Annotated in this window: 19 protein-coding genes; 10 read left to right on the plus strand and 9 right to left on the minus strand. The window is 60.0% G+C overall.

All coding sequences use genetic code 11. The annotated features are described in order from the left end of the window. Positions 1-91 precede the first annotated feature (91 nt). From QMK55_RS18505 to QMK55_RS18525, 5 genes are all read right to left on the minus strand, one after another. A complete protein-coding gene (locus QMK55_RS18505) occupies positions 92-718 on the minus strand; it encodes a transcriptional regulator (RefSeq protein WP_102356416.1) in 627 nt (208 codons plus the stop codon). 93 nt (positions 719-811) lie between these two features. After that, positions 812-1,939: an NAD(P)/FAD-dependent oxidoreductase gene (locus tag QMK55_RS18510; RefSeq protein WP_102356417.1), complete on the minus strand. Its 1,128-nt coding sequence runs from the start codon at positions 1,937-1,939 to the stop codon at positions 812-814. A gap of 147 nt (positions 1,940-2,086) precedes the next feature. Next, positions 2,087-3,031, minus strand: coding sequence for an ornithine cyclodeaminase family protein (locus tag QMK55_RS18515; protein ID WP_102356419.1), 945 nt, complete (start codon positions 3,029-3,031; stop codon positions 2,087-2,089). Positions 3,032-3,166: 135 nt separating this feature from the next. Continuing rightward, the gene (gene rhlB / locus QMK55_RS18520; RefSeq protein ID WP_102356420.1) at positions 3,167-4,633 is read right to left on the minus strand and encodes an ATP-dependent RNA helicase RhlB; all 1,467 of its coding nucleotides are present in this window, start codon (positions 4,631-4,633) and stop codon (positions 3,167-3,169) included. Between the two features lie 96 nt (positions 4,634-4,729). Then, the gene (locus QMK55_RS18525) at positions 4,730-5,386 is read right to left on the minus strand and encodes an alpha/beta hydrolase (RefSeq protein ID WP_320329714.1); all 657 of its coding nucleotides are present in this window, start codon (positions 5,384-5,386) and stop codon (positions 4,730-4,732) included. Positions 5,387-5,854: 468 nt separating this feature from the next. Here QMK55_RS18525 and QMK55_RS18530 point away from each other — a divergent pair, with 468 nt between their 5' ends. The 4 genes from QMK55_RS18530 (at position 5,855) to QMK55_RS18545 (ending at position 10,019) form a co-directional block, all read left to right on the plus strand. Further along, on the plus strand, positions 5,855-6,886 hold the full coding sequence (locus tag QMK55_RS18530) for an amino acid ABC transporter substrate-binding protein (protein WP_102356422.1): 1,032 nt from the start codon (positions 5,855-5,857) through the stop codon (positions 6,884-6,886). 65 nt (positions 6,887-6,951) lie between these two features. After that, entirely contained in the window at positions 6,952-8,133 is a 1,182-nt protein-coding gene (locus QMK55_RS18535; protein WP_102356423.1) for an amino acid ABC transporter permease, read from the plus strand. Between the two features lie 10 nt (positions 8,134-8,143). Further along, positions 8,144-9,241, plus strand: coding sequence for an amino acid ABC transporter permease (locus QMK55_RS18540; RefSeq protein ID WP_320329715.1), 1,098 nt, complete (start codon positions 8,144-8,146; stop codon positions 9,239-9,241). Between the two features lie 13 nt (positions 9,242-9,254). After that, positions 9,255-10,019, plus strand: a complete 765-nt coding sequence (locus QMK55_RS18545; RefSeq protein WP_003221897.1) for an amino acid ABC transporter ATP-binding protein — start codon at positions 9,255-9,257, stop codon at positions 10,017-10,019. Between the two features lie 69 nt (positions 10,020-10,088). Here the strand turns inward: QMK55_RS18545 and QMK55_RS18550 are convergent, their stop codons facing one another. Further along, entirely contained in the window at positions 10,089-11,714 is a 1,626-nt protein-coding gene (locus QMK55_RS18550) for a S8 family peptidase (protein WP_320329716.1), read from the minus strand. 306 nt (positions 11,715-12,020) lie between these two features. Here QMK55_RS18550 and QMK55_RS18555 point away from each other — a divergent pair, with 306 nt between their 5' ends. From QMK55_RS18555 to QMK55_RS18575, 5 genes are all read left to right on the plus strand, one after another. Next, complete coding sequence (locus QMK55_RS18555; protein WP_102356426.1) at positions 12,021-12,680, plus strand: FadR/GntR family transcriptional regulator; 660 nt, start codon at positions 12,021-12,023, stop codon at positions 12,678-12,680. Beyond that, positions 12,670-13,974 carry a CynX/NimT family MFS transporter gene (locus QMK55_RS18560; RefSeq protein WP_102356427.1) on the plus strand — a complete coding sequence of 435 codons (1,305 nt, stop codon included), beginning with the start codon at positions 12,670-12,672 and terminating at the stop codon, positions 13,972-13,974. The genes QMK55_RS18555 and QMK55_RS18560 overlap by 11 nt, the downstream gene beginning before the upstream one ends. A 222-nt stretch (positions 13,975-14,196) precedes the next feature. Beyond that, complete coding sequence (locus tag QMK55_RS18565) at positions 14,197-14,667, plus strand: nuclear transport factor 2 family protein (protein ID WP_102356428.1); 471 nt, start codon at positions 14,197-14,199, stop codon at positions 14,665-14,667. A 39-nt stretch (positions 14,668-14,706) separates the two neighbouring features. Next, on the plus strand, positions 14,707-15,009 hold the full coding sequence (locus tag QMK55_RS18570) for a GIY-YIG nuclease family protein (protein WP_102356429.1): 303 nt from the start codon (positions 14,707-14,709) through the stop codon (positions 15,007-15,009). Between the two features lie 84 nt (positions 15,010-15,093). Beyond that, positions 15,094-16,029, plus strand: coding sequence for a glutathione S-transferase family protein (locus tag QMK55_RS18575; RefSeq protein ID WP_102356430.1), 936 nt, complete (start codon positions 15,094-15,096; stop codon positions 16,027-16,029). Positions 16,030-16,194: 165 nt separating this feature from the next. Here the strand turns inward: QMK55_RS18575 and QMK55_RS18580 are convergent, their stop codons facing one another. Both QMK55_RS18580 and yejK read right to left on the minus strand, forming a co-directional pair. After that, on the minus strand, positions 16,195-16,545 hold the full coding sequence (locus tag QMK55_RS18580; protein WP_102356431.1) for a glutaredoxin family protein: 351 nt from the start codon (positions 16,543-16,545) through the stop codon (positions 16,195-16,197). Beyond that, positions 16,545-17,549 carry a nucleoid-associated protein YejK gene (gene yejK, locus QMK55_RS18585; RefSeq protein WP_007909053.1) on the minus strand — a complete coding sequence of 335 codons (1,005 nt, stop codon included), beginning with the start codon at positions 17,547-17,549 and terminating at the stop codon, positions 16,545-16,547. Before yejK ends, QMK55_RS18580 begins: the two co-directional genes overlap by 1 nt. Before the next feature lie 395 nt (positions 17,550-17,944). On the opposite strand from yejK, the gene QMK55_RS18590 reads away from it, so the two are divergent. After that, on the plus strand, positions 17,945-18,226 hold the full coding sequence (locus tag QMK55_RS18590) for an HU family DNA-binding protein (protein WP_003221909.1): 282 nt from the start codon (positions 17,945-17,947) through the stop codon (positions 18,224-18,226). A gap of 208 nt (positions 18,227-18,434) precedes the next feature. Here the strand turns inward: QMK55_RS18590 and rlmF are convergent, their stop codons facing one another. Further along, positions 18,435-19,454 (minus strand): 23S rRNA (adenine(1618)-N(6))-methyltransferase RlmF, encoded by a 1,020-nt coding sequence (gene rlmF / locus QMK55_RS18595; RefSeq protein ID WP_102356432.1) that lies wholly within the window; start codon positions 19,452-19,454, stop codon positions 18,435-18,437. Between the last annotated feature and the right edge of the window lie 186 nt (positions 19,455-19,640).

Below are 19,640 nucleotides of genomic sequence, written 5' to 3' on the forward strand. Positions count from 1 at the left end.
AGCCGGCTCACTCCTGCATGGGATCGCATTTCAAATGTAGGAGCGAGCCTGCTCGCGATGGGGCCAGATCAGGTAATACACCTGCTGGATCCTAGCCCTTCAATTCCTTCAAATGCTTGTACACCGTCGCCCGCCCCATGTTCAGCACGTTGGCCACATAGTTCGAGGCGCTCTTGCCCTTGAATGCGCCTTCGGCGTGCAGTGCCAGTACCAGCTCACGCTTGTGGTCGCGGGTCAGTAGATTCAGGCTCAGTTGGCGCTCGCGCAGCCAGGCGTGGAGGAAGGTGTTGATGCGTTCCTGCCAGTCATCGCGAAACAGTGAGTCCGGTTGCGGGATCAGCTTGCTCGGTGACAGGAACAGGTCCAGCGCAGCCTTGGCATTCTCGAACAGCGAAATATTCAGGTTGATGCACAGTACCGCCAGCGGCCGCTGTTCGCCGTCGCGCAGTACCGTGCTCAGGCTGCGAATCTTCTGGCCGTCCCAATTGAGCTTTTCATACGGGCCGATATTGCGGTCGCTGACATCCTCGCTGAGCATGTCTTCAAGTGATGAATCGTCGCCGATCTCGCGTTTGGACAGGTTGTTGGCGATGTAGTCGACTTTCTGCGTGCGCAAGTCGTGCAGCACCACTTCGGCGTGCGGAAAGAACAGCGTGGCGATGGCGTCGGCGACGGCACGGAAGTTATCCAGTGCCGGATCGAATTCGGGGGCGGTCATGATTGTGGAGCTCCAGGCGGCGTCAACGCCCCCGTGAACAGGGGGCGCTGCGAGTGTGCCGCAATCCGTTGGGCGCGTCATCCGCGAGGGTGCTCAGCCAAGCCGTGCAGGCGAGAGCATGGCGCTGCTCAGACCGAACTGCTGCAGCGGCTCAGGCAGCGGCTGACCCCGCAGCAATGCCGCGCTGGCCTGGCCCATGGCCGGTGAGGTCTGAATGCCGTAACCACCCTGAGCGGCGACCCAGAACAGCCCTGGCACTTGTGGATCGAAGCCGCTGAGCAGATCACCGTCCGCGACAAAGCTGCGCAAACCGGCCCAGGTGCGGGTCGGGCGGCGGATGGTCAGGGTCGTGGCTTCTTCGATCTGGTAGATGCCCATGGCGATGTCCAGCTCTTCCGGTTGTACGTCGTGAGGTTCGACCGGGTCGGCATTGGCCGGCGAGCCGAGGAACATCCCGGCGTCGGGTTTCATGTAGAACGATTCGTCGAGGCTGACCAACATCGGCCAGTGGTGAATGTCGACACCCTCGGGGCCTGCGAAGATGAACGCGGCACGGCGCTTGGGTTGCACGCCCAGCGATTGCGCGCCGGCCAATGCACCGACCTTGTCGGCCCAGGCGCCGGCGGCGTTGATAATGATCGGGGCGGTAAAGCTCTGGCCGTTGGTTTGCACTTGCCACTGGCCGTCGGCATCGCGACTCAGGCCCAGCACCTCGCAATCGGTGTGCACTTCGCCGTTGTTGCGGCGAATGCCGCGCAGGTAACCCTGATGCAGGGCATCGGTGTCGATGTCGCTGGCGGTCGGGTCGTAGATCGCACCGTGAACCTTTTCCCGACGCAGAATCGGCAGCCGTGCGCAGGCTTCGTCAGCACTGAGCAATTGCATCTGCGGCACCGTGGCTTTGGCGCTGAGGTACTGGTTGTTCAGTTCGGCGGCATCGCCGGTGAAATCAACGGTCATTTCGCCGCGCGGCGTGAGCAATGGGTGCTCGCAGAAGCCGCTTGGCGGGTGATCGAAAAACTCACGGCTGGCCAGCGTCAGCGCCCGTACCTGAGGCGTTCCATAAGCGGCGGTGTACAGCGCTGCCGAGCGACCGGTGGAGTGGTAGCCCGGGTGGGATTCACGTTCCAGCACGATCACTTTGGCGTGCGGCGACAGCCAGAAACCGGTGGAAGCGCCGGCGATCCCGCCGCCGATGATGATGAAATCTGCCTGGCTCATGAAAGTCTCCGGTGTGGACGCAATATCAAGGAGTTCGCTATCCCTGTAGGAGTGAGCCTGCTCGCGATAGCGGTGTATCAGGCAACAATAATGCTGAATGTAAGACCGCTATCGCGAGCAGGCTCACTCCTACAGGGATATGTGGTGTTAGTGGGTTAAGTGATAAACCGCATTGGCCAGCGCAATGTCTTCCAGGCCCAGGCCTATTGAACGGAAAAACACGTGACGATCGTAACCGGGGCGCGGCACTTTCTCGCTGAGCAGATCGGCAAGGTCACCGACAATCGCAGCCTTGTCCCAGCCATGCTGTTCAGTGGCGATCAACATCTCACCCGCCGAGCCTGGCGTGGTCAGACGGTAGTCACAGAACACCTGCATGTCGTTCAGACGCTGCGGCGGCACTTCATGGGCGCGCGGGGCGTTGGTGCTGATCGAGGTGATCAGCGCCGGTTTGCTCAAGGTGGCCGGGTCGATCACCGGGCCTGCGGACGACGTGCAGAGCATGATCACGTCGGCCCCGGCGAGGGCGGTTTCGCGGCTGTCGGCAATCTTCAGCCCGGGGAAGATCTGTTTCAACAGCGCTTGGGTTTCAGCGTCTTCAGGCAGGTTCGGCGAATACATGCTGATGCTCTGCCAGTCACGCAGACCTTTCACATAATGCAGATGCGCCTGAGCGACCTTGCCGCTGCCGATGATCGCCAGTCGTGAAGCCTTCAGCGGAGCGAGGGCATCCACCGCCACCGCCGTGGTCGCGGCGGTACGCGCGGTAGTCAACTGACCGGCATCGCACAGCAGCAACGGCTGACCGGTTTGCATTGACATCAACAGGGTCCACGCCGTCACCAGCGGCCCCTGTTCGCGGACGATGTACGGCGACGTCTTGACCCCGTACACGCCGTCTTCGGCCAGCACGCCCAGGTAATTGATGAAGTCGCCGGCACCCTGCGGGAATTCCACCAGTTGTTGCGCCGGTTGCACGGCGTGGCCGGCCGCGAGGTCACGAAACAGTTTGCGCAGGATCTGCGGCACATCGATGCGCGTCAGCAGCTCGCGAGCCTGATGTTGGTCAATCACGTAGGGCGTACTGGGCATGTCAGGCTCCGGGGTCTAAAAGTAAACTAATTTGTCTATTATGGACTTTTAGTTGTCTCTCGCAAGCACCTGATGAAATGCCGGGCGAAAAAAAAGCGCAGTCGTTGCCGGCTGCGCTTTTCTTTTAAACGTCGCTTACTGCGGACGCTTGCGCTCAACCGCACGCAACAGGTGCGTCGGTGGCGTTTCGCAGCTGATCTTGCGACCGAGCTTCTCTTCGATGGACGGCAGCTGGTAGGAGTCGTCCTCGCCGGCGAAGCTGATCGACACGCCGTCAGCGCCTGCACGACCGGTGCGGCCGATGCGGTGCACGTAGTCGTCCGGTACTTCCGGCAGGGTGAAGTTGATCACGTGGCTGATGCCGTCGATGTGAATACCGCGACCGGCCACGTCGGTGGCGACCAGTACGCGGATCTTGCCTTCGCGGAAGCCTTCAAGGGTCTTGATGCGTTTGTGTTGCGGCACGTCGCCGGACAGTTGCGCGGCGTTGATGCCGTCACGCACCAGGCGCTCTTCGATACGGCGTACTTCGTCCTTGCGGTTGGCAAACACGATCACCCGCTCCCAACCGTTGTCGTTGACCAGGTTGAACAGCAGTTTGTATTTGTCGGCAGCGGCCACTGCATAGATGTGCTGCTCGACGTTTTCGTTGGCCACGTTGGTGACTTCGATTTCGACGATCGCAGGGTCGGTGGTCCACTGCTTGGCCAGGTTCATCACGTCTTCGGTGAAGGTCGCGGAGAACAGCAGAGTCTGGCGTTCGCTTTTCGGCGGGGTCTGGCGAATGATCTGCCGCACTTGCGGGATGAAGCCCATGTCGAGCATGCGGTCGGCTTCGTCCAGCACCATCACTTCGACCATGTCCAGGTGCACGTCGCCACGCTGGTTGAAGTCGAGCAGACGGCCCGGGGTGGCGACAAGAATGTCGCAGTGACGCGCTTCGAGGTGCTTGAGCTGCTTGTCGAAGTCCATGCCGCCAACGAACGTCATCACGTTGAGGCCGGTGTATTTGGTCAGGTCAGCGGCGTCCTTGGCGATCTGCACCACCAGCTCGCGGGTCGGCGCGATGATCAGCGCACGGGGTTCGCCCATGTAGCGTTCTTTCGGCGGCGGGGTCTGCAGCAACTGGGTGATGATCGAGATCAGGAACGCGGCCGTCTTGCCGGTACCGGTCTGCGCGCGGCCGATGGCGTCTTTGCCGGCGAGGGTGAAACCCAGCACCTGCGCCTGGATCGGCGTGCAGTACGGAAAGCCCAGGTCCTGAATGGCGTGCATCAGTTCCGGAGCGAGTTTGAAATCGTGGAAGCGGGTCTTGCCTTCCTGGGGGTCGACGACGAAATCTTCGAGTTTCCAGGGAATGACCGGTGCCTTGGGCTTCGGTTCGCGACGCGGGCGGGCCGGTTTCGGCGCTTCGGCGCTGACAGGTTCGGCGGCGGTAGCGGGTTGCGGCTCAGGCTTGGGTGTCGCTACCGGAGCCGGATGTTCAGCCTTGGGAGCCTCGCTGCGAGGGCCGGGGGCGTGCGACGGCGCACTGGGGACTGGCGCGAGCTGCTCAGCCTCGCTTTTACCGAACATTTTCTTGAGTGCTTTGAGCACGGTCATCTCATCAATTGGTTAAGGAATGTACGCCGGCCAGTGTAATGCAAGAAACGGGCGCGGCGTAGTGGGATGATCAAAGGGGTCCGCTGAGCGGCCGAATCAGCGTAGACGCTCGCTCAGCCAGACGCCGATGTCGCGAATTTCTTCGGGTAACACTTCGTGCTCCATTGGGTATTCCTGCCATGTCACGGTGACACCATGCTTCACCAAATGCTCATAGGCACTGCGGCCCATCGAGTTCTCCACCACGCCATCGAACTGGCCGTGCAGGCACAAAGCCGGAATGCGCTGCTGACTGGCGCAAAGCTCCATTTCGTCGGTGAAAGTCGGGGCATAGGTGGAGAGGGCAAGTACGCCACCCAACGGGCCTTGCCACTTCAGATAGGCGGTGTGCAGGACGACGGCGCCACCCTGGGAAAACCCCGCAAGAAAAATCCGCGAAGCGTCTATTCCGCTGGCGCGCTCCTTTTCGATCAATTCAATGATGCGATCCGCCGACGCTTCCAACTGCTCACGGTCAATCGACCGCGCCGGGCTCATGGCCTTTATGTCGTACCAGCTCGGCATCTCGTAACCACCATTGATGGTGACGGGCTGGGTTGGCGCTTGCGGCAATACAAAGCGGGTAGTCAGCAGGCTTTCCTGCAGCGCTTCGGCGACCGGCAGAAAGTCATAGCGGTCAGCGCCGAGGCCGTGGAGCCATATCACGCAGGCGTCTGCGGGCTTTACGGGTTGAAGAATCAGGGGCTCGGTCATGGCTGCTCCAAAAATGGGCGGGCGCTCTCAATAAGTGCGTGATTGAGGTGCGCGCCCGGTCGATCCGTTAAGAAGATGTCGCAAGGCTACAAGTTTTGCTATTGACCTGTCGCGCAATCGCTTCAGCAAGCGGTGTGGTACGGGCTTTGCTATGGAGGATTCTGTACGAAGCATCCTACGTCTGGCGGTAACACTATCAGTGTACGTCTTGCGACGGGATTGCAACGAATCCGGTGATGGATGTTCGCCAATGGCCGCTACGGGCAAAGCGAACGTGAAAGGGCTACAGCCCGTTCGGCCGATTGGTGAGAAGTGAGTTATCCATGATGTGGATTTTCTCCTACTAGACTCATAGCGAAGGTCTTACGTCGGTTGACCCCAAAAAAAGCCAACACGGGTCGACAACGCCTCAAAAGGGTGCGACTGGACTCAAGCTCCGACACAACAAGAGCAAAACTGGAGGTTTGAATGAAGATGTTGAAATCCACTCTGGCGGTCGTGACTGCAGCAGCAGTACTCGGCGTCAGCGGGTTCGCTCAGGCGGGTGCAACCCTGGATGCCGTGCAGAAGAAAGGTTTCGTGCAGTGTGGCGTGAGCGACGGTCTGCCGGGCTTCTCGGTACCGGACGCCTCGGGCAAGATCCTCGGGATCGACGCTGACGTCTGCCGCGCTGTAGCCGCTGCCGTATTCGGCGACGCCAACAAGGTCAAGTTCAGCCAGTTGAACGCCAAGGAGCGCTTCACCGCGCTGCAGTCCGGCGAAATCGACCTGCTTTCGCGCAACACCACCATGACCAGCTCGCGTGACGCCGGCATGGGGCTGAAATTCCCGGGCTTCATTACTTACTACGACGGCGTGGGCTTCCTGGCCAACAACAAGCTGGGCGTGAAAAGTGCCAAGGAACTGGACGGTGCAACCATCTGCATCCAGGCCGGTACCACCACCGAGCTGAACGTCTCCGACTACTTCCGCGCCAACGGCCTGAAGTACACCCCGATCACCTTCGACACCTCCGATGAAAGCGCCAAGTCGCTGGAATCCGGTCGTTGCGACGTGCTGACCTCCGACAAGTCGCAGTTGTATGCACAGCGCAGCAAACTGGCCTCGCCAAAAGACTACGTGGTGCTGCCGGAAACCATTTCCAAGGAACCGCTGGGCCCGGTCGTGCGTAACGGCGACGACGAGTGGCTGGCGATCGTTCGCTGGGTTGGCTACGCGCTGCTGAACACTGAAGAAGCCGGCGTGACGTCGAAAAACGTGCTGGAAGAAGCCAAGTCCACCAAGAACCCGGATGTCGCTCGTCTGCTGGGTGCTGACGGTGAATATGGCAAGGACCTGAAACTGCCGAAGGACTGGGTTGTGAAAATCGTTTCGCAGGTCGGTAACTACGGTGAAATCTTCGAGAAAAACCTCGGCAAGGGCACTCCGCTGGAAATCGACCGTGGCCTGAACGCGCTGTGGACCAACGGCGGCATTCAGTACGCACCACCAGTGCGCTAATGGATCTATCGCCCGGCGGGCCAACCGCCGGGTGATGTTCTGTTCCATTTCTTGCGGGGCACTTCATGCAAAATTCAATCGGCGCACCAAAGCAGAGGCTCAGCCTCAGCGATCCGCGAGTGCGTGCGTGGCTGTTTCAGATCATCACCGTCGTGGCAGTGGTCGCCATGGGCTGGTATCTGTTCGATAACACCCAGACCAACCTGCAGCATCGGGGCATCACCTCCGGTTTCAGCTTTCTGGAGCGCAGTGCCGGATTCGGCATCGCTCAGCACCTGATCTCCTACACCGAAGCGGACAGTTACTCGCGGGTGTTTGTGATCGGTTTGCTCAACACGTTGTTGGTCACCTTCATCGGCGTGATCCTGGCGACCCTGCTCGGCTTCATCGTCGGTGTGGCGCGGCTGTCGCCGAACTGGATCATCAGCAAACTGGCGACCGTGTATGTGGAAGTATTCCGCAACATTCCGCCGCTGCTGCAGATCCTGTTCTGGTACTTCGCGGTGTTCCTGACCATGCCGGGACCGCGCAACAGTCACAACTTCGGCGACACCTTCTTCGTCAGCAGCCGTGGCCTGAACATGCCGGCCGCGCAAATGGCTGACGGCTTCTGGGCGTTCTTCATCAGCGTGGTGCTGGCCATCGTCGCCATCGTGCTGATGTGCCGCTGGGCCAACAAGCGTTTCGAAGAAACCGGCGTACCGTTCCACAAGTTCTGGACTGGCCTGGCGATTCTGCTGGTGATCCCGACCTTGTGCGCGCTAATCTTCGGCGCACCGCTGCACTGGGAGATGCCGCAACTCAAGGGCTTCAACTTTGTCGGTGGCTGGGTACTGATCCCGGAACTGCTGGCGCTGACCCTGGCGTTGACCGTGTACACCGCAGCGTTCATCGCTGAAATCGTGCGCTCGGGGATCAAGTCGGTCAGCCATGGCCAGACCGAAGCGGCCCGTTCGCTCGGCCTGCGCAACGGCCCGACTCTGCGTAAGGTGATCATTCCACAAGCGCTGCGGGTGATCATTCCGCCGCTGACCAGCCAATACCTGAACCTGGCGAAAAACTCCTCGCTGGCCGCCGGTATCGGCTACCCGGAAATGGTTTCGCTGTTCGCCGGCACCGTGCTCAACCAGACCGGCCAGGCCATCGAAGTCATTGCCATCACCATGAGCGTGTACCTGGCGATCAGTATCAGCATTTCCCTGCTGATGAACTGGTACAACAAGCGCATTGCGCTGATCGAGCGGTGAGGAAACGCGCATGACAACCCATACTTTCAAACCCGACATGCCCCCACCGAGCAGCAGCATCGGCGTGGTGGCGTGGATGCGCGCGAACATGTTCTCCAGCTGGCTCAACACCCTGCTGACCCTGTTTGCGTTTTACCTGATCTACCTGGTGGTACCACCGATCCTCAGCTGGGCGATCTTCGACGCCAACTGGGTCGGCACTACCCGCGCCGACTGCACCAAGGACGGCGCCTGCTGGGTGTTCATTCAGCAGCGTTTTGGCCAGTTCATGTACGGCTACTACCCGACCGAACTGCGCTGGCGCGTAGACCTCACCGTGTGGCTGGCAGTGCTTGGCGTGGCACCGCTGTTCATCTCGCGCTTTGCGCGTAAAGCGGTGTACGGCCTGAGCTTCCTGGTGATCTACCCGATCGTTGCGTACTTCCTGTTGCACGGCGGCGTCTTCGGTCTGACCACCGTGGCGACCAGCCAGTGGGGCGGGCTGATGCTGACCCTGGTGATCGCCACTGTTGGTATCGCTGGCGCCCTGCCGCTGGGGATCATCCTTGCGCTGGGCCGTCGCTCGAACATGCCGGCGATTCGTGTGGTCTGCGTGACCTTCATCGAATTCTGGCGCGGCGTGCCGTTGATCACCGTGCTGTTCATGTCGTCGGTGATGCTGCCGCTGTTCCTGCCTGAAGGCATGAACTTCGACAAGTTGCTGCGGGCACTGATCGGCGTGATCCTGTTCCAGTCGGCCTACGTTGCCGAAGTGGTACGCGGCGGTCTGCAAGCGATCCCCAAAGGTCAGTACGAAGCCGCTGCGGCGATGGGCCTCGGTTACTGGCGCGCCATGGGCCTGGTGATTCTGCCGCAAGCCCTGAAGCTGGTGATTCCGGGCATCGTCAACACGTTCATTGCGCTGTTCAAGGACACTAGCCTTGTGATCATCATCGGCCTGTTTGACCTGCTCAACAGCGTCAAGCAAGCCGCTGCCGACCCGAAATGGCTGGGCATGGCCACCGAAGGCTACGTGTTCGCCGCCCTGGTGTTCTGGATTTTCTGTTTTGGTATGTCGCGCTATTCCATGCATCTGGAACGCAAGCTCGACACTGGCCACAAGCGTTAGGAGTTCTCTGTAAATGAGCGAAGCAATCAAAAAGCCTGTGGGCCCTGAAGGCATTATCCAGATGCAGGGCGTGAACAAGTGGTACGGCCAGTTCCACGTGCTGAAAGACATCAACCTCAACGTCAAACAGGGCGAGCGTATCGTGCTGTGCGGCCCGTCGGGTTCCGGCAAGTCGACCACTATCCGTTGCCTCAATCGCCTGGAAGAACACCAGCAGGGCCGCATCGTCGTCGACGGCGTGGAACTGACCAACGACCTCAAGCAGATCGAAGCGATCCGTCGCGAAGTCGGCATGGTGTTCCAGCACTTCAACCTGTTCCCGCACCTGACCATCCTGCAGAACTGCACGCTGGCGCCGATGTGGGTACGCAAGATGCCCAAGCGCAAGGCCGAGGAAATCGCCATGCATTACCTGGAACGCGTACGCATTCCGGAGCAGGCGCACAAATTCCCGGGGCAACTGTCGGGCGGCCAGCAACAGCGTGTGGCGATCGCTCGCGCGCTGTGCATGAAACCGAAAATCATGCTGTTCGACGAACCGACCTCGGCACTCGACCCGGAGATGGTGAAAGAGGTGCTGGACACCATGATCGGCCTCGCCGAAGACGGTATGACCATGCTCTGCGTGACCCACGAAATGGGCTTCGCCCGCACCGTGGCCAATCGCGTGATCTTCATGGACAAGGGCGAGATCGTCGAGCAGGCGGCACCGAATGACTTCTTCGACAATCCGCAGAATGACCGTACCAAGCTGTTCCTGAGCCAGATTTTGCATTGATTGCCTGGAGGCTGGTTTAACAACAAAGCCCCGTCGGATGCCCGGCGGGGCTTTTTTCATGGTCGTGAATCAACCCGCGTTGCCTTTGAGCTCCAGCGCTATGTGCACGGCCCGTAATGCATTGAGGCGCCCGTGTCCGTAGTAGTGACTGTGGCCGTTTGAATCGTATTGACCGAGCGGCCCGTCGTCGGCGTGACCGATCTTGTCGCAGCAGTCGGCGAGTATCTGCCGTACGGTCAGGCGATCGAGGTCGGGGTTGACGCCAAGTACCAGCGCCGCGACGCCCGCAGCGCCCGGGCAGGCGCTGGAGGTGCCGCTGAACGATTCGGTGTAGGCCGGCAACGTTTGGGCGGCGAAACTTGTGCTCAAATCCGTGGTGCGGATACCACGGGTCTGTGGGATCGAGGTGGCAGGTTTGAACTTCGGATCAGGGTGTTGCTGATCGCCGCTGGGAAAGCAGCACCAGAGCACCTTGCCAAAATCGCTGTAGGCGCTGCGCCGGTTCTGGTCGTTGCAGGCACCTACGGCAATTACATGGGGGTGGCTGGAGTAGCCATCGTTATCGGCGCATTCGTTACCGTTGCCTGCTCCAAAGAAGATGACGCAGCCTTTGCCGTTGCGGCCTTTGGTGGCGGCGTACTCGATCGCCAGCCGAGTGCTGGCGGCGAGGGGAAATACCTGGGCGTGACGAGGGTCAGCCGGGTCGGCCCAATGACCTTCCGCCGGTCCCCAACTGCAAGAAATGATGTCGGCGCCCTGATCGGCGGCCCAGAAAAAAGCGTCGGCCTCAGCACGTGCTCCCAGGGGTTTGGTTAGTTTCAACGGCATCAGGCTGGCCTTGGGCGCGACACCACTGGCACCGGCCTCGCCATTGGCGCAAGCCACTCCGGCGGCGGCTGTACCATGACGTTCCAGGGTATTTTTCGGCCGTGGACCCTGTTTGGCGTTACGTCGGTCAAAGTTCTGTGCGCCGACGACTTTGCCGTCTCCGGCGAACTCGGGATGGTCGATATCAAACGCATCGTCGATGACGGCGATCACGACGCCCTCGCCCTGTGCGAGTTCATGCGCGGCTTCGACATTGGCGCTGGCATCGATTTCGACCTGATAGGTCACAGTGGTTTTCTTCAGGTGCCATTGATTGGCATGGATCGCCCGTCGTTGCCCCTGTCGCAGCAGTTCCGGATGACAGTACTGAATCTCGTCGCGTTTCAGCCATTCACCGGTGAGGGTAAAAATGTCGGTGCCGCAGGCGTCGGAATGCTCTACGAAAAAAGCATTCGATGCGTAAGGCACCTCTTGTTTTATGGTCAGGCCCAGCTCTTGGAGTATGGCCATGCAATCGGGCGCTTTCAGCGAATCGGTAAACTTCAAAAAGATATTCTCGGTGTAGAGCACGGCCTCCTGAGTAGTCGGGTCCACCAGCACGCTGCCCGCGAAACGCACGTCCGGCAACTCTCGAAGCAAGGCCTTGCGTTGCGATGGGTCCGAGTTTCGAGGCAGTTTGTAGACGTGTACATCCGCGTCCTCGACATGCAGCACTAGCTCGCAGTCTTCCAGTGCAGCGTCGGCGGATTCGCAGCAAAGCGCGTGCGCCAGAGTTGTTCCCGCGTGGCTGCGTACGGCCAGCAGTTGACGGTTTTTCTCCAAGGCAAAAGGGCGGCTGTGCTGCATACCGAAATTGATTTCTACCATGAGTTTTTCATTCTTCCTTTGAACTAAATGACGGACGAAATCGCCGCGGATTAATTTCCAAAGTCTGAAGTCCGATGGCTGTGAGTGATGTCGGCAAATATTCCTCTGCAATGTGGGAAATCACTTCGCAGTTGAATGATTTTTCTACTCGGCGAGTAGGACCAACGTCTTCGACACTCCGAAAAAAAAGATCGGGAGCAAAGGGTTCCTGAAGCTTCCTCCTGACCGTAGGTGGTTGCCGTCCTGCACACAGCTGACTACCATGTCAGAAAATTCATCCTATGATTGGATGAAAGGGCGAATCCTATGTCAGACATTTCACCTTTGATTAAGCGATCCCTGGTCGACCAGGCTCTGGATCAATTACGTCAACGCATCACCGATGGCGTATGGCAGGTCGGCGAGCGTCTGCCGACTGAGCCTGAGTTGTGTGCCGAACTCGGCATCAGCCGCAACACCGTGCGTGAAGCCATGCGCGTGCTGGCGTTTTCCGGGTTGATCGAAATCCGCCAGGGTGACGGCAGTTATTTGCGGGCAGTGGTCGATCCGATGGACACGCTCAAGGCGTTGTCCCGCTGTTCACTGGAACAGGCGCGCGAGACCCGGCATATCCTCGAAGTCGAGGCGATCGGCCTGGCCGCATTGCGTCGCACCGATGAAGATCTGGCCGCGCTGCGTGAAGCGCTCGGCACCAGCGGCAGCCATTACCACGGCGATCTTGATACCTACATTGCTTGCGATCTGGTGTTCCACCGTCGACTGGTGGATGCCGCGCACAATCCAACCCTCAGCGAGCTGTATCGCTATTTCTCCAGCATCGTCGGCGCGCAATTGCGCCAGACGCTGAACATCGTCCCGCGCCGTCAGGAAGTGTTCGACCTGCACATCGAGTTGCTCGATGCCGTCGAACAACGCGACCCGGAACGGGCCAAAGCCATATCGAGGCAGTTGATCAATGAACCTTGAAGCCGAGAAATCCATGTCCCGCAGTGAGATATCCACAACCCCGAAACGTACGGCGGAACTTGAAGAGCTGCTGATCGACGCCGAGGCTGACGACGAGCAAGTGCAGCAAAGCCATCCGCTGGTGCGCCGGCCGTGGCTGTTGCTGTTGGGGCTGATTCTGGTGGCACTGAACCTGCGTCCGGCGCTGTCGAGCATGGCGCCGCTGCTCAGCGACGTGTCGAAAAGCCTTGGCTTGTCGGCAGCTCAAGCCGGTTTGCTGACCACATTGCCGGTGCTCTGCCTCGGCTTGTTCGCACCGCTGGCGCCTATTCTCGCGCGGCGTTTTGGCGCTGAGCGGGTGGTGCTGGGGATTCTGTTGGCGTTGGCCGGCGGTATCATTTTGCGCAGCAACTTCGGTGAAATCGGCCTGTTCGCCGGCAGTGTGCTGGGCGGTGCGAGCATCGGCATTATCGGCGTGCTGCTGCCGGGCATCGTCAAACGCGACTTTGCCAAACATGCCGGGACCATGACCGGCGTCTACACCATGGCCCTGTGCCTGGGCGCGGCGATGGCGGCGGGTTCAACCGTGCCGTTGAGCGAGCACTTCGATAACAGCTGGGCGCTGGGGCTGGGGTTCTGGGTGATTCCGGCACTGGTGGCTGCGGTGTTCTGGTTGCCGCAAGTCGGACAGAGACACGGCGCGCACAACGTTGCCTATCGGGTGCGCGGGCTGTTGCGTGATCCGCTGGCCTGGCAGGTAACCTTGTACATGGGCCTGCAATCGTCGCTGGCGTACATTGTGTTTGGCTGGTTGCCGTCGATCCTGATCGGTCGCGGACTGACCCCGACCCAGGCCGGTCTGGTGCTCTCCGGTTCGGTGATCATCCAGCTCGCCAGTTCCCTCGCGGCGCCGTGGCTGGCGACCCGTGGCAAGGATCAGCGCCTGGCGATCGTGGTGGTGATGGCGCTGACCCTCGGTGGTTTGTTCGGTTGCCTGTATGCGCCGATCGACGGTCTGTGGGGCTGGGCGATTCTTCTGGGTCTGGGGCAGGGCGGTACGTTCAGTCTGGCGCTGACCCTGATCGTGCTGCGCTCACGGGATTCGCATGTTGCGGCGAACCTGTCGAGCATGTCCCAGGGCTTCGGTTACACCCTGGCCTCGATGGGCCCGTTCGCGGTCGGCGTGGTGCATGACTGGACCGGCGGCTGGAACGCGGTGGGCTGGATCTTCGGCATCATTGGCACCGGCGCGATCATCGCCGGCCTTGGTGCGGGCCGGGCTTTGTACGTGCAAGTACAAAGCGAAAAAATCTGAATGCACTGATTTTCAGATGTGTGCGGGCTTGCTCGCGAATGCGGTGTATCAGCCAACATTGATGGTGACTGATACACCGCATTCGCGAGCAAGCCCGCTCCCACAGAGGGATTTGTGTTTTTCTGTGGCCTGTTGCTGGTATTCGGCATGCGAATGCCGATAGTGTTTCTTCGATTTGCAGCTTATCGTGCTGGCAATCTGTCCATTCCCTGGAGTTTGCCCATGAGCGAAGCCCACGCCGCCCTGATCAACCGCTTCTATCAGGCCTTCCAGCGTCTCGACGCCGAAGCCATGGCCGCCTGCTACACCGATGACGTGGTGTTCAGCGATCCGGCGTTCGGCGAGTTGCGCGGGAGCGATGCCGGCGACATGTGGCGCATGCTGATCACCCGGGCCAAGGATTTCTCCCTGACCTTCGACAATGTCCGCGCCGACGAGCGCAGTGGCGGAGCGCACTGGGTGGCGACGTATCTGTTCAGCCAGACCGGCAACGTGGTGATCAACGATATCCAGGCGCGTTTCGTCTTCCGTGACGGCAAGATCTGCGAGCACCACGACCACTTCGACCTGTGGCGCTGGTCGCGTCAGGCCCTGGGTTTCAAGGGCTTGCTGTTGGGCTGGACGCCGCTGGTGCGCAACGCCGTGCGTGCGCAGGCGCTGAAGGGACTGAAGGCATTTCAGGCGAGTCGCTGATAAGATCGCGACCTGTTTCCTGCACACCTTGATCCCGAAATGACCAGCCTTAGCGAAAAATCTGTCGATGTTGCCGAGCCAGTGAGCAAATCCTGGTTCGTCTATCTCGTGCGCGCGGCCAACGGCTCGTTGTATTGCGGGATCAGCGACGACCCGGTGCGCCGTTTCGCCAAGCATCAGAGCGGCAAGGGCGCACGCTTCTTTCTGTCCAGCCCGGCGATGGCGCTGGTCTACACCGAGCGCTGCCGTGACAAGAGCGATGCCTTGCGTCAGGAACGCTTGATCAAGAAGCTGCGCAAAAGTGCCAAGGAATGCCTGGTCGCGTCTTATCAATCTGATTGATCGGCTCCCATCAGGCAGATCTGTAGGCTGCCAAGCCAATGCACGCTAAGCTGCCGGCTCACTAACTGTGCGGCGGAGCCGAGCATGTCCGAGTTGATTCTGCATCATTACCCGACCTCTCCATTTGCCGAAAAGGCCCGCCTGCTCCTGGGTTTCAAAGGTTTGTCCTGGCGCTCGGTGCACATCTCGCCGGTGATGCCCAAGCCGGACCTGACTGCGCTGACTGGCGGTTATCGTAAAACGCCGGTGCTGCAAATCGGTGCCGACATCTACTGCGACACCTCGTTGATCGCCCGTCGTCTGGAGCAGGAAAAGGCCTTGCCGGCGTTTTTCCCCGAAGGTCAGGAAATGACCAGTGCCAGCTTCGCCGCGTGGGCCGATTCGGTGGTGTTCCAGCATGCGGTCAGTCTGGTGTTCCAGCCGGAATCGGTCGCGGTGCGTTTTGGCAAGTTGCCGCCGGAAGCGATCAAGGCGTTCCTCGCCGACCGTGCCGGTTTGTTCAGCGGCGGCAGCGCCACCCGGCTGTCGGCCGAGCAGGCCAGGCATCAATGGCCAACGATCATGGCGCGCCTGGAGCAGCAGTTGCAGCGCGAGCAGGGTGACTTCCTGTTCGGTGAGCCGTCGATTGCCGACTTCGCCCTGGCGCATCCGCTGTGGTTCCTCAAGGCGACGCACGTCACTGCGCCGCTGGTCGATGAGTATCCGGCTGTCACGGCGTGGCTGGGGCGTGTGCTGGGCTTTGGTCATGGCGCGGCGAGCGCGATGACTGCCGAGGAAGCCCTCGAGGTGGCGCGCAACGCGACCCCGGCGGATTTGCCGAATGAGCAGTTTGTTGACCCGAACGGCTTCAAGGCGGGTCAGCAGGTATCAATTGCCGCGACGGACTACGGAGTTGATCCGGTGGTGGGTGAGTTGCTGTTTGCCGGTAGCGAGGAGCTGATCATTCGCCGCGAGGACGAACGGGGCGGCGTGGTGCATGTGCACTTCCCGCGCTTTGGTTTTCGTATCGAAGCTCGCTGATCAGCAAGTAGCCTCTGCTTGATGGGGAGAGGGGCATTTGTGGTGAGGGGATTTATCCCCGATCGGCGGCGAAGCCGTCGCAACATCTGGCAGTTGGATATTGCAGGTTTCAGGTGCGCTTCGCGCCCCATCGGGGATAAATCCCCTCACCACAGAGGAGCAGGGTTACTTCAGGGCAGCGAGGATCTCGTCCGGGCTGAATCCGCGAATCAATGTGCCATTCACATCAATCAACGGAATCCCGCGCCCGCCCAGTGCCTCATACGCCTTGCGCGCCTCGGCATCCTTCTCGATGTCGAATTCCTTGAACGCAATCCCCTTGCTGTCGAGAAAGCGTTTGGTCTGCTTGCAGTAGCCGCACCAGTCGGTGGCATAGAGCACAACATGGGCCTGCGCCCGCGTCTGCTCCGAGACCATTTGCGACGGGTTGAACACCCGCTCGATCTTGCCCCAGTTCTGATAGACCACGACCACCAGCAGAACCAGCGCAACTTTCTTCAGCACATTGCCGAGCATCAGTTGCGGCGCTTGAGCTGATCGGTGAGCGAGGTCGGCAGGCCCTTGATGACCAGAGTGCCGGCTTCTTCGTCGTACTCGATCTTGGAGCCCAGCAAGTGTGCCTCAAAGCTGATGGACAGGCCTTCGGCGCGGCCGGTGAAGCGACGGAACTGGTTGAGGGTGCGTTTGTCCGCCGGTATCTCCGGCGACAGGCCGTAATCCTTGTTGCGGATGTGGTCGTAGAAGGCTTTCGGGCGCTCCTCGTCGATCAGCTCCGACAGTTCTTCCAGGCCCATCGGCTCGCCAAGCTTGGCCTGGCTGCTGGCGTAATCGACCAAGGTCTTGGTCTTCTCGCGGGCAGACTCTTCCGGCAGGTCTTCGCTTTCAACGAAATCACTGAACGCCTTGAGCAGGGTGCGCGTCTCGCCCGGGCCGTCGACGCCTTCCTGGCAGCCGATGAAGTCGCGGAAGTATTCCGAGACCTTCTTGCCGTTCTTGCCCTTGATGAACGAGATGTACTGCTTGGACTGCTTGTTGTTCTGCCACTCGGACACGTTGATCCGCGCAGCCAGATGCAGTTGACCGAGGTCGAGGTGGCGCGACGGGGTCACGTCCAGCTCATCGGTCACCGCCACGCCTTCGCTGTGGTGCAGCAGGGCGATCGCCAGATAATCGGTCATGCCTTGCTGGTAGTGGGCGAACAGCACGTGGCCGCCGACCGACAGGTTCGATTCTTCCATCAGCTTCTGCAGATGCTCGACCGCGACTTTGCTGAACGCGGTGAAGTCCTTGCCGCCCTCCATGTATTCCTTCAGCCAGCCGCTGAACGGGAATGCGCCGGATTCCGGATGGAACAGACCCCAGGCTTTGCCCTGTTTGGCGTTATAGCTCTCGTTGAGGTCGGCGAGCATGTTCTCGATGGCCGCGGATTCAGCGAGTTCTGTGTCACGGGCGTGCAGAACTGCGGGCGTGCCGTCGGGTTTTTTGTCGATCAGGTGGACGATGCAATGACGGATCGGCATGGGCTTCTCGGCTGTTGGAAGGGAGGAGGGCAGGCTCCCCCGAAAAAGCGCCCAGTGTACCGCAACCACTGGTTTTGGCGCGGGGTGAAGGGCAAATCCGGGGCGGGTGGCGGCCCTTATGCAGTTTTTTACCGATTTAGAGCAATAAAGCTGACCAAATGGGTAGCTAGAGGCGGATATTTCCCCGTCTCTGTGCTAGTTTTGCCCGGTCTTACGCGAAGTCACTGCGTTAAGCGTGCAATCAGCATTTGTCAGGTCGAACCAAACCCTGATTTCGGTATCTATAACCCGACTCGTCGTGGTTATCGCCGAGGGTGCCAGATCCAGAAGATCGGGCTCGATGGCTGACACTGCACTCTGCAATCCATATGAATTTGATAGGGAAGGAACACTACATGGCTCTTACTAAAGACCAACTGATCGCCGACATCGCTGAAGCTATCGACGCGCCGAAAACCACCGCGCGTAACGCTCTGGACCAACTGGGCCAAATCGTTGCCGATCAGCTGGAAAACGGCGGCGAAATCACCTTGCCAGGTATCGGCAAGCTGAAAGTGACCGAGCGTCCTGCCCGCACTGGCCGTAACCCTTCGACTGGCGCTGCCATCGAAATCCCTGCCAAGAAAGTGATCAAGCTGGTTGTGGCCAAAGGCCTGACCGACGCTGTGAACAAGTAAGACGCAGCGATAAAAAAACCGTGCACCGGAGCGATCCGGGCACGGTTTTTTTGTGTCTGCGATTTGCTGACTGAATCACTGGGCCAATATGGGAGCGGGCTTGCTCGCGAAAGCGGTGTGTCAGTCAACTAAAATGTTGGCTGATCTACCGCATTCGCGAGCAAGCCCGCTCCCACAATTTGAACCTGCGCCGGTCAATAACTTCGGGTTAGCGCGTCCAGCGCTCGCGACGCCAGATCTGCTGCTCGGACTTGGTCTGGAAGGTCCAGGCGACGAAACGGCTCTGTTTCTGTCCTTGCGACATCTCCACCACCTGGCTTTCCAGCACGCCGGCTTTCTTCAGCGCGGTTTCGATGGCTGGCAGGTTCGAGGCTTTCGACACCAGTGTGCTGAACCACAGCACCTTGTGCTGGAAGTTCGCGCTCTCGGCGATCAGTTGCGTCACGAAACGTGCTTCGCCACCTTCACACCACAGCTCGGCTGATTGGCCGCCGAAGTTCAGTACCGGCAGCTTGCGCTTCGGGTCGGCCTTGCCCAATGCGCGCCATTTACGCTCGCTGCCCTTGGTCGCTTCATCCATCGAGGCATGGAACGGCGGATTGCACATGGTCAGGTCAAAGCGCTCACCCGGTTCCAGCAATCCGATCAGGATGTGCTTGCGGTTTTCCTGCTGGCGCAGCTGGATAACCTTGTTCAGATCGTTGGACTGGACGATGGCTCTGGCAGCAGCCACGGCCGTCGGATCGATCTCCGAGCCGAGGAAGTGCCAGCGGTATTCGCTGTTGCCGATCAGCGGATACACGCAGTTGGCGCCCATGCCGATGTCCAGCACGTTGACGATCGCGCCGCGTGGGACCTTGCCGTCGTTCATGCTCGCCAGCAAATCCGCGAGGAAGTGCACGTAATCGGCACGGCCCGGGACCGGTGGGCAGAGGTAATCCGCCGGGATGTCCCAATGCTGGATGCCATAAAACGATTTGAGCAGCGCCCGGTTGAACACGCGCACTGCATCGGGACTGGCGAAGTCGATGCTTTCCTTGCCATACGGGTTGGTGATCACGAATTTCGCCAGTTCCGGCGTGGTCTTGATCAGTGCCGGGAAGTCGTAACGACCCTGGTGGCGATTGCGCGGGTGCAGGCTGGCCTTTTCACGCGGCTCGACGGCTTTGGCCGGGGTCGCGGAGTCGGGCTTCTTGCGCGCAGGTTTGGGTGTGCGGGGGGCGTTCATGGGTGTGATCGATTCGGGTATGGCTGAAAGTGGCGGGTATTGTCCCACATCTCAAGGCAACACCGACCAATTGTAGGAGTGAGCCTGCTCGCGATAGCGGTGTATCAGTCACTATCGGAGTTATCTGGACTACCGCTATCGCGAGCAGGCTCACTCCTACATGGGGTTTGTGGTGGCTGAAGGAAT

Source organism: Pseudomonas sp. P8_229 (assembly GCF_034008635.1).
In the GTDB taxonomy this organism is placed as follows: Bacteria; Pseudomonadota; Gammaproteobacteria; order Pseudomonadales; family Pseudomonadaceae; genus Aquipseudomonas.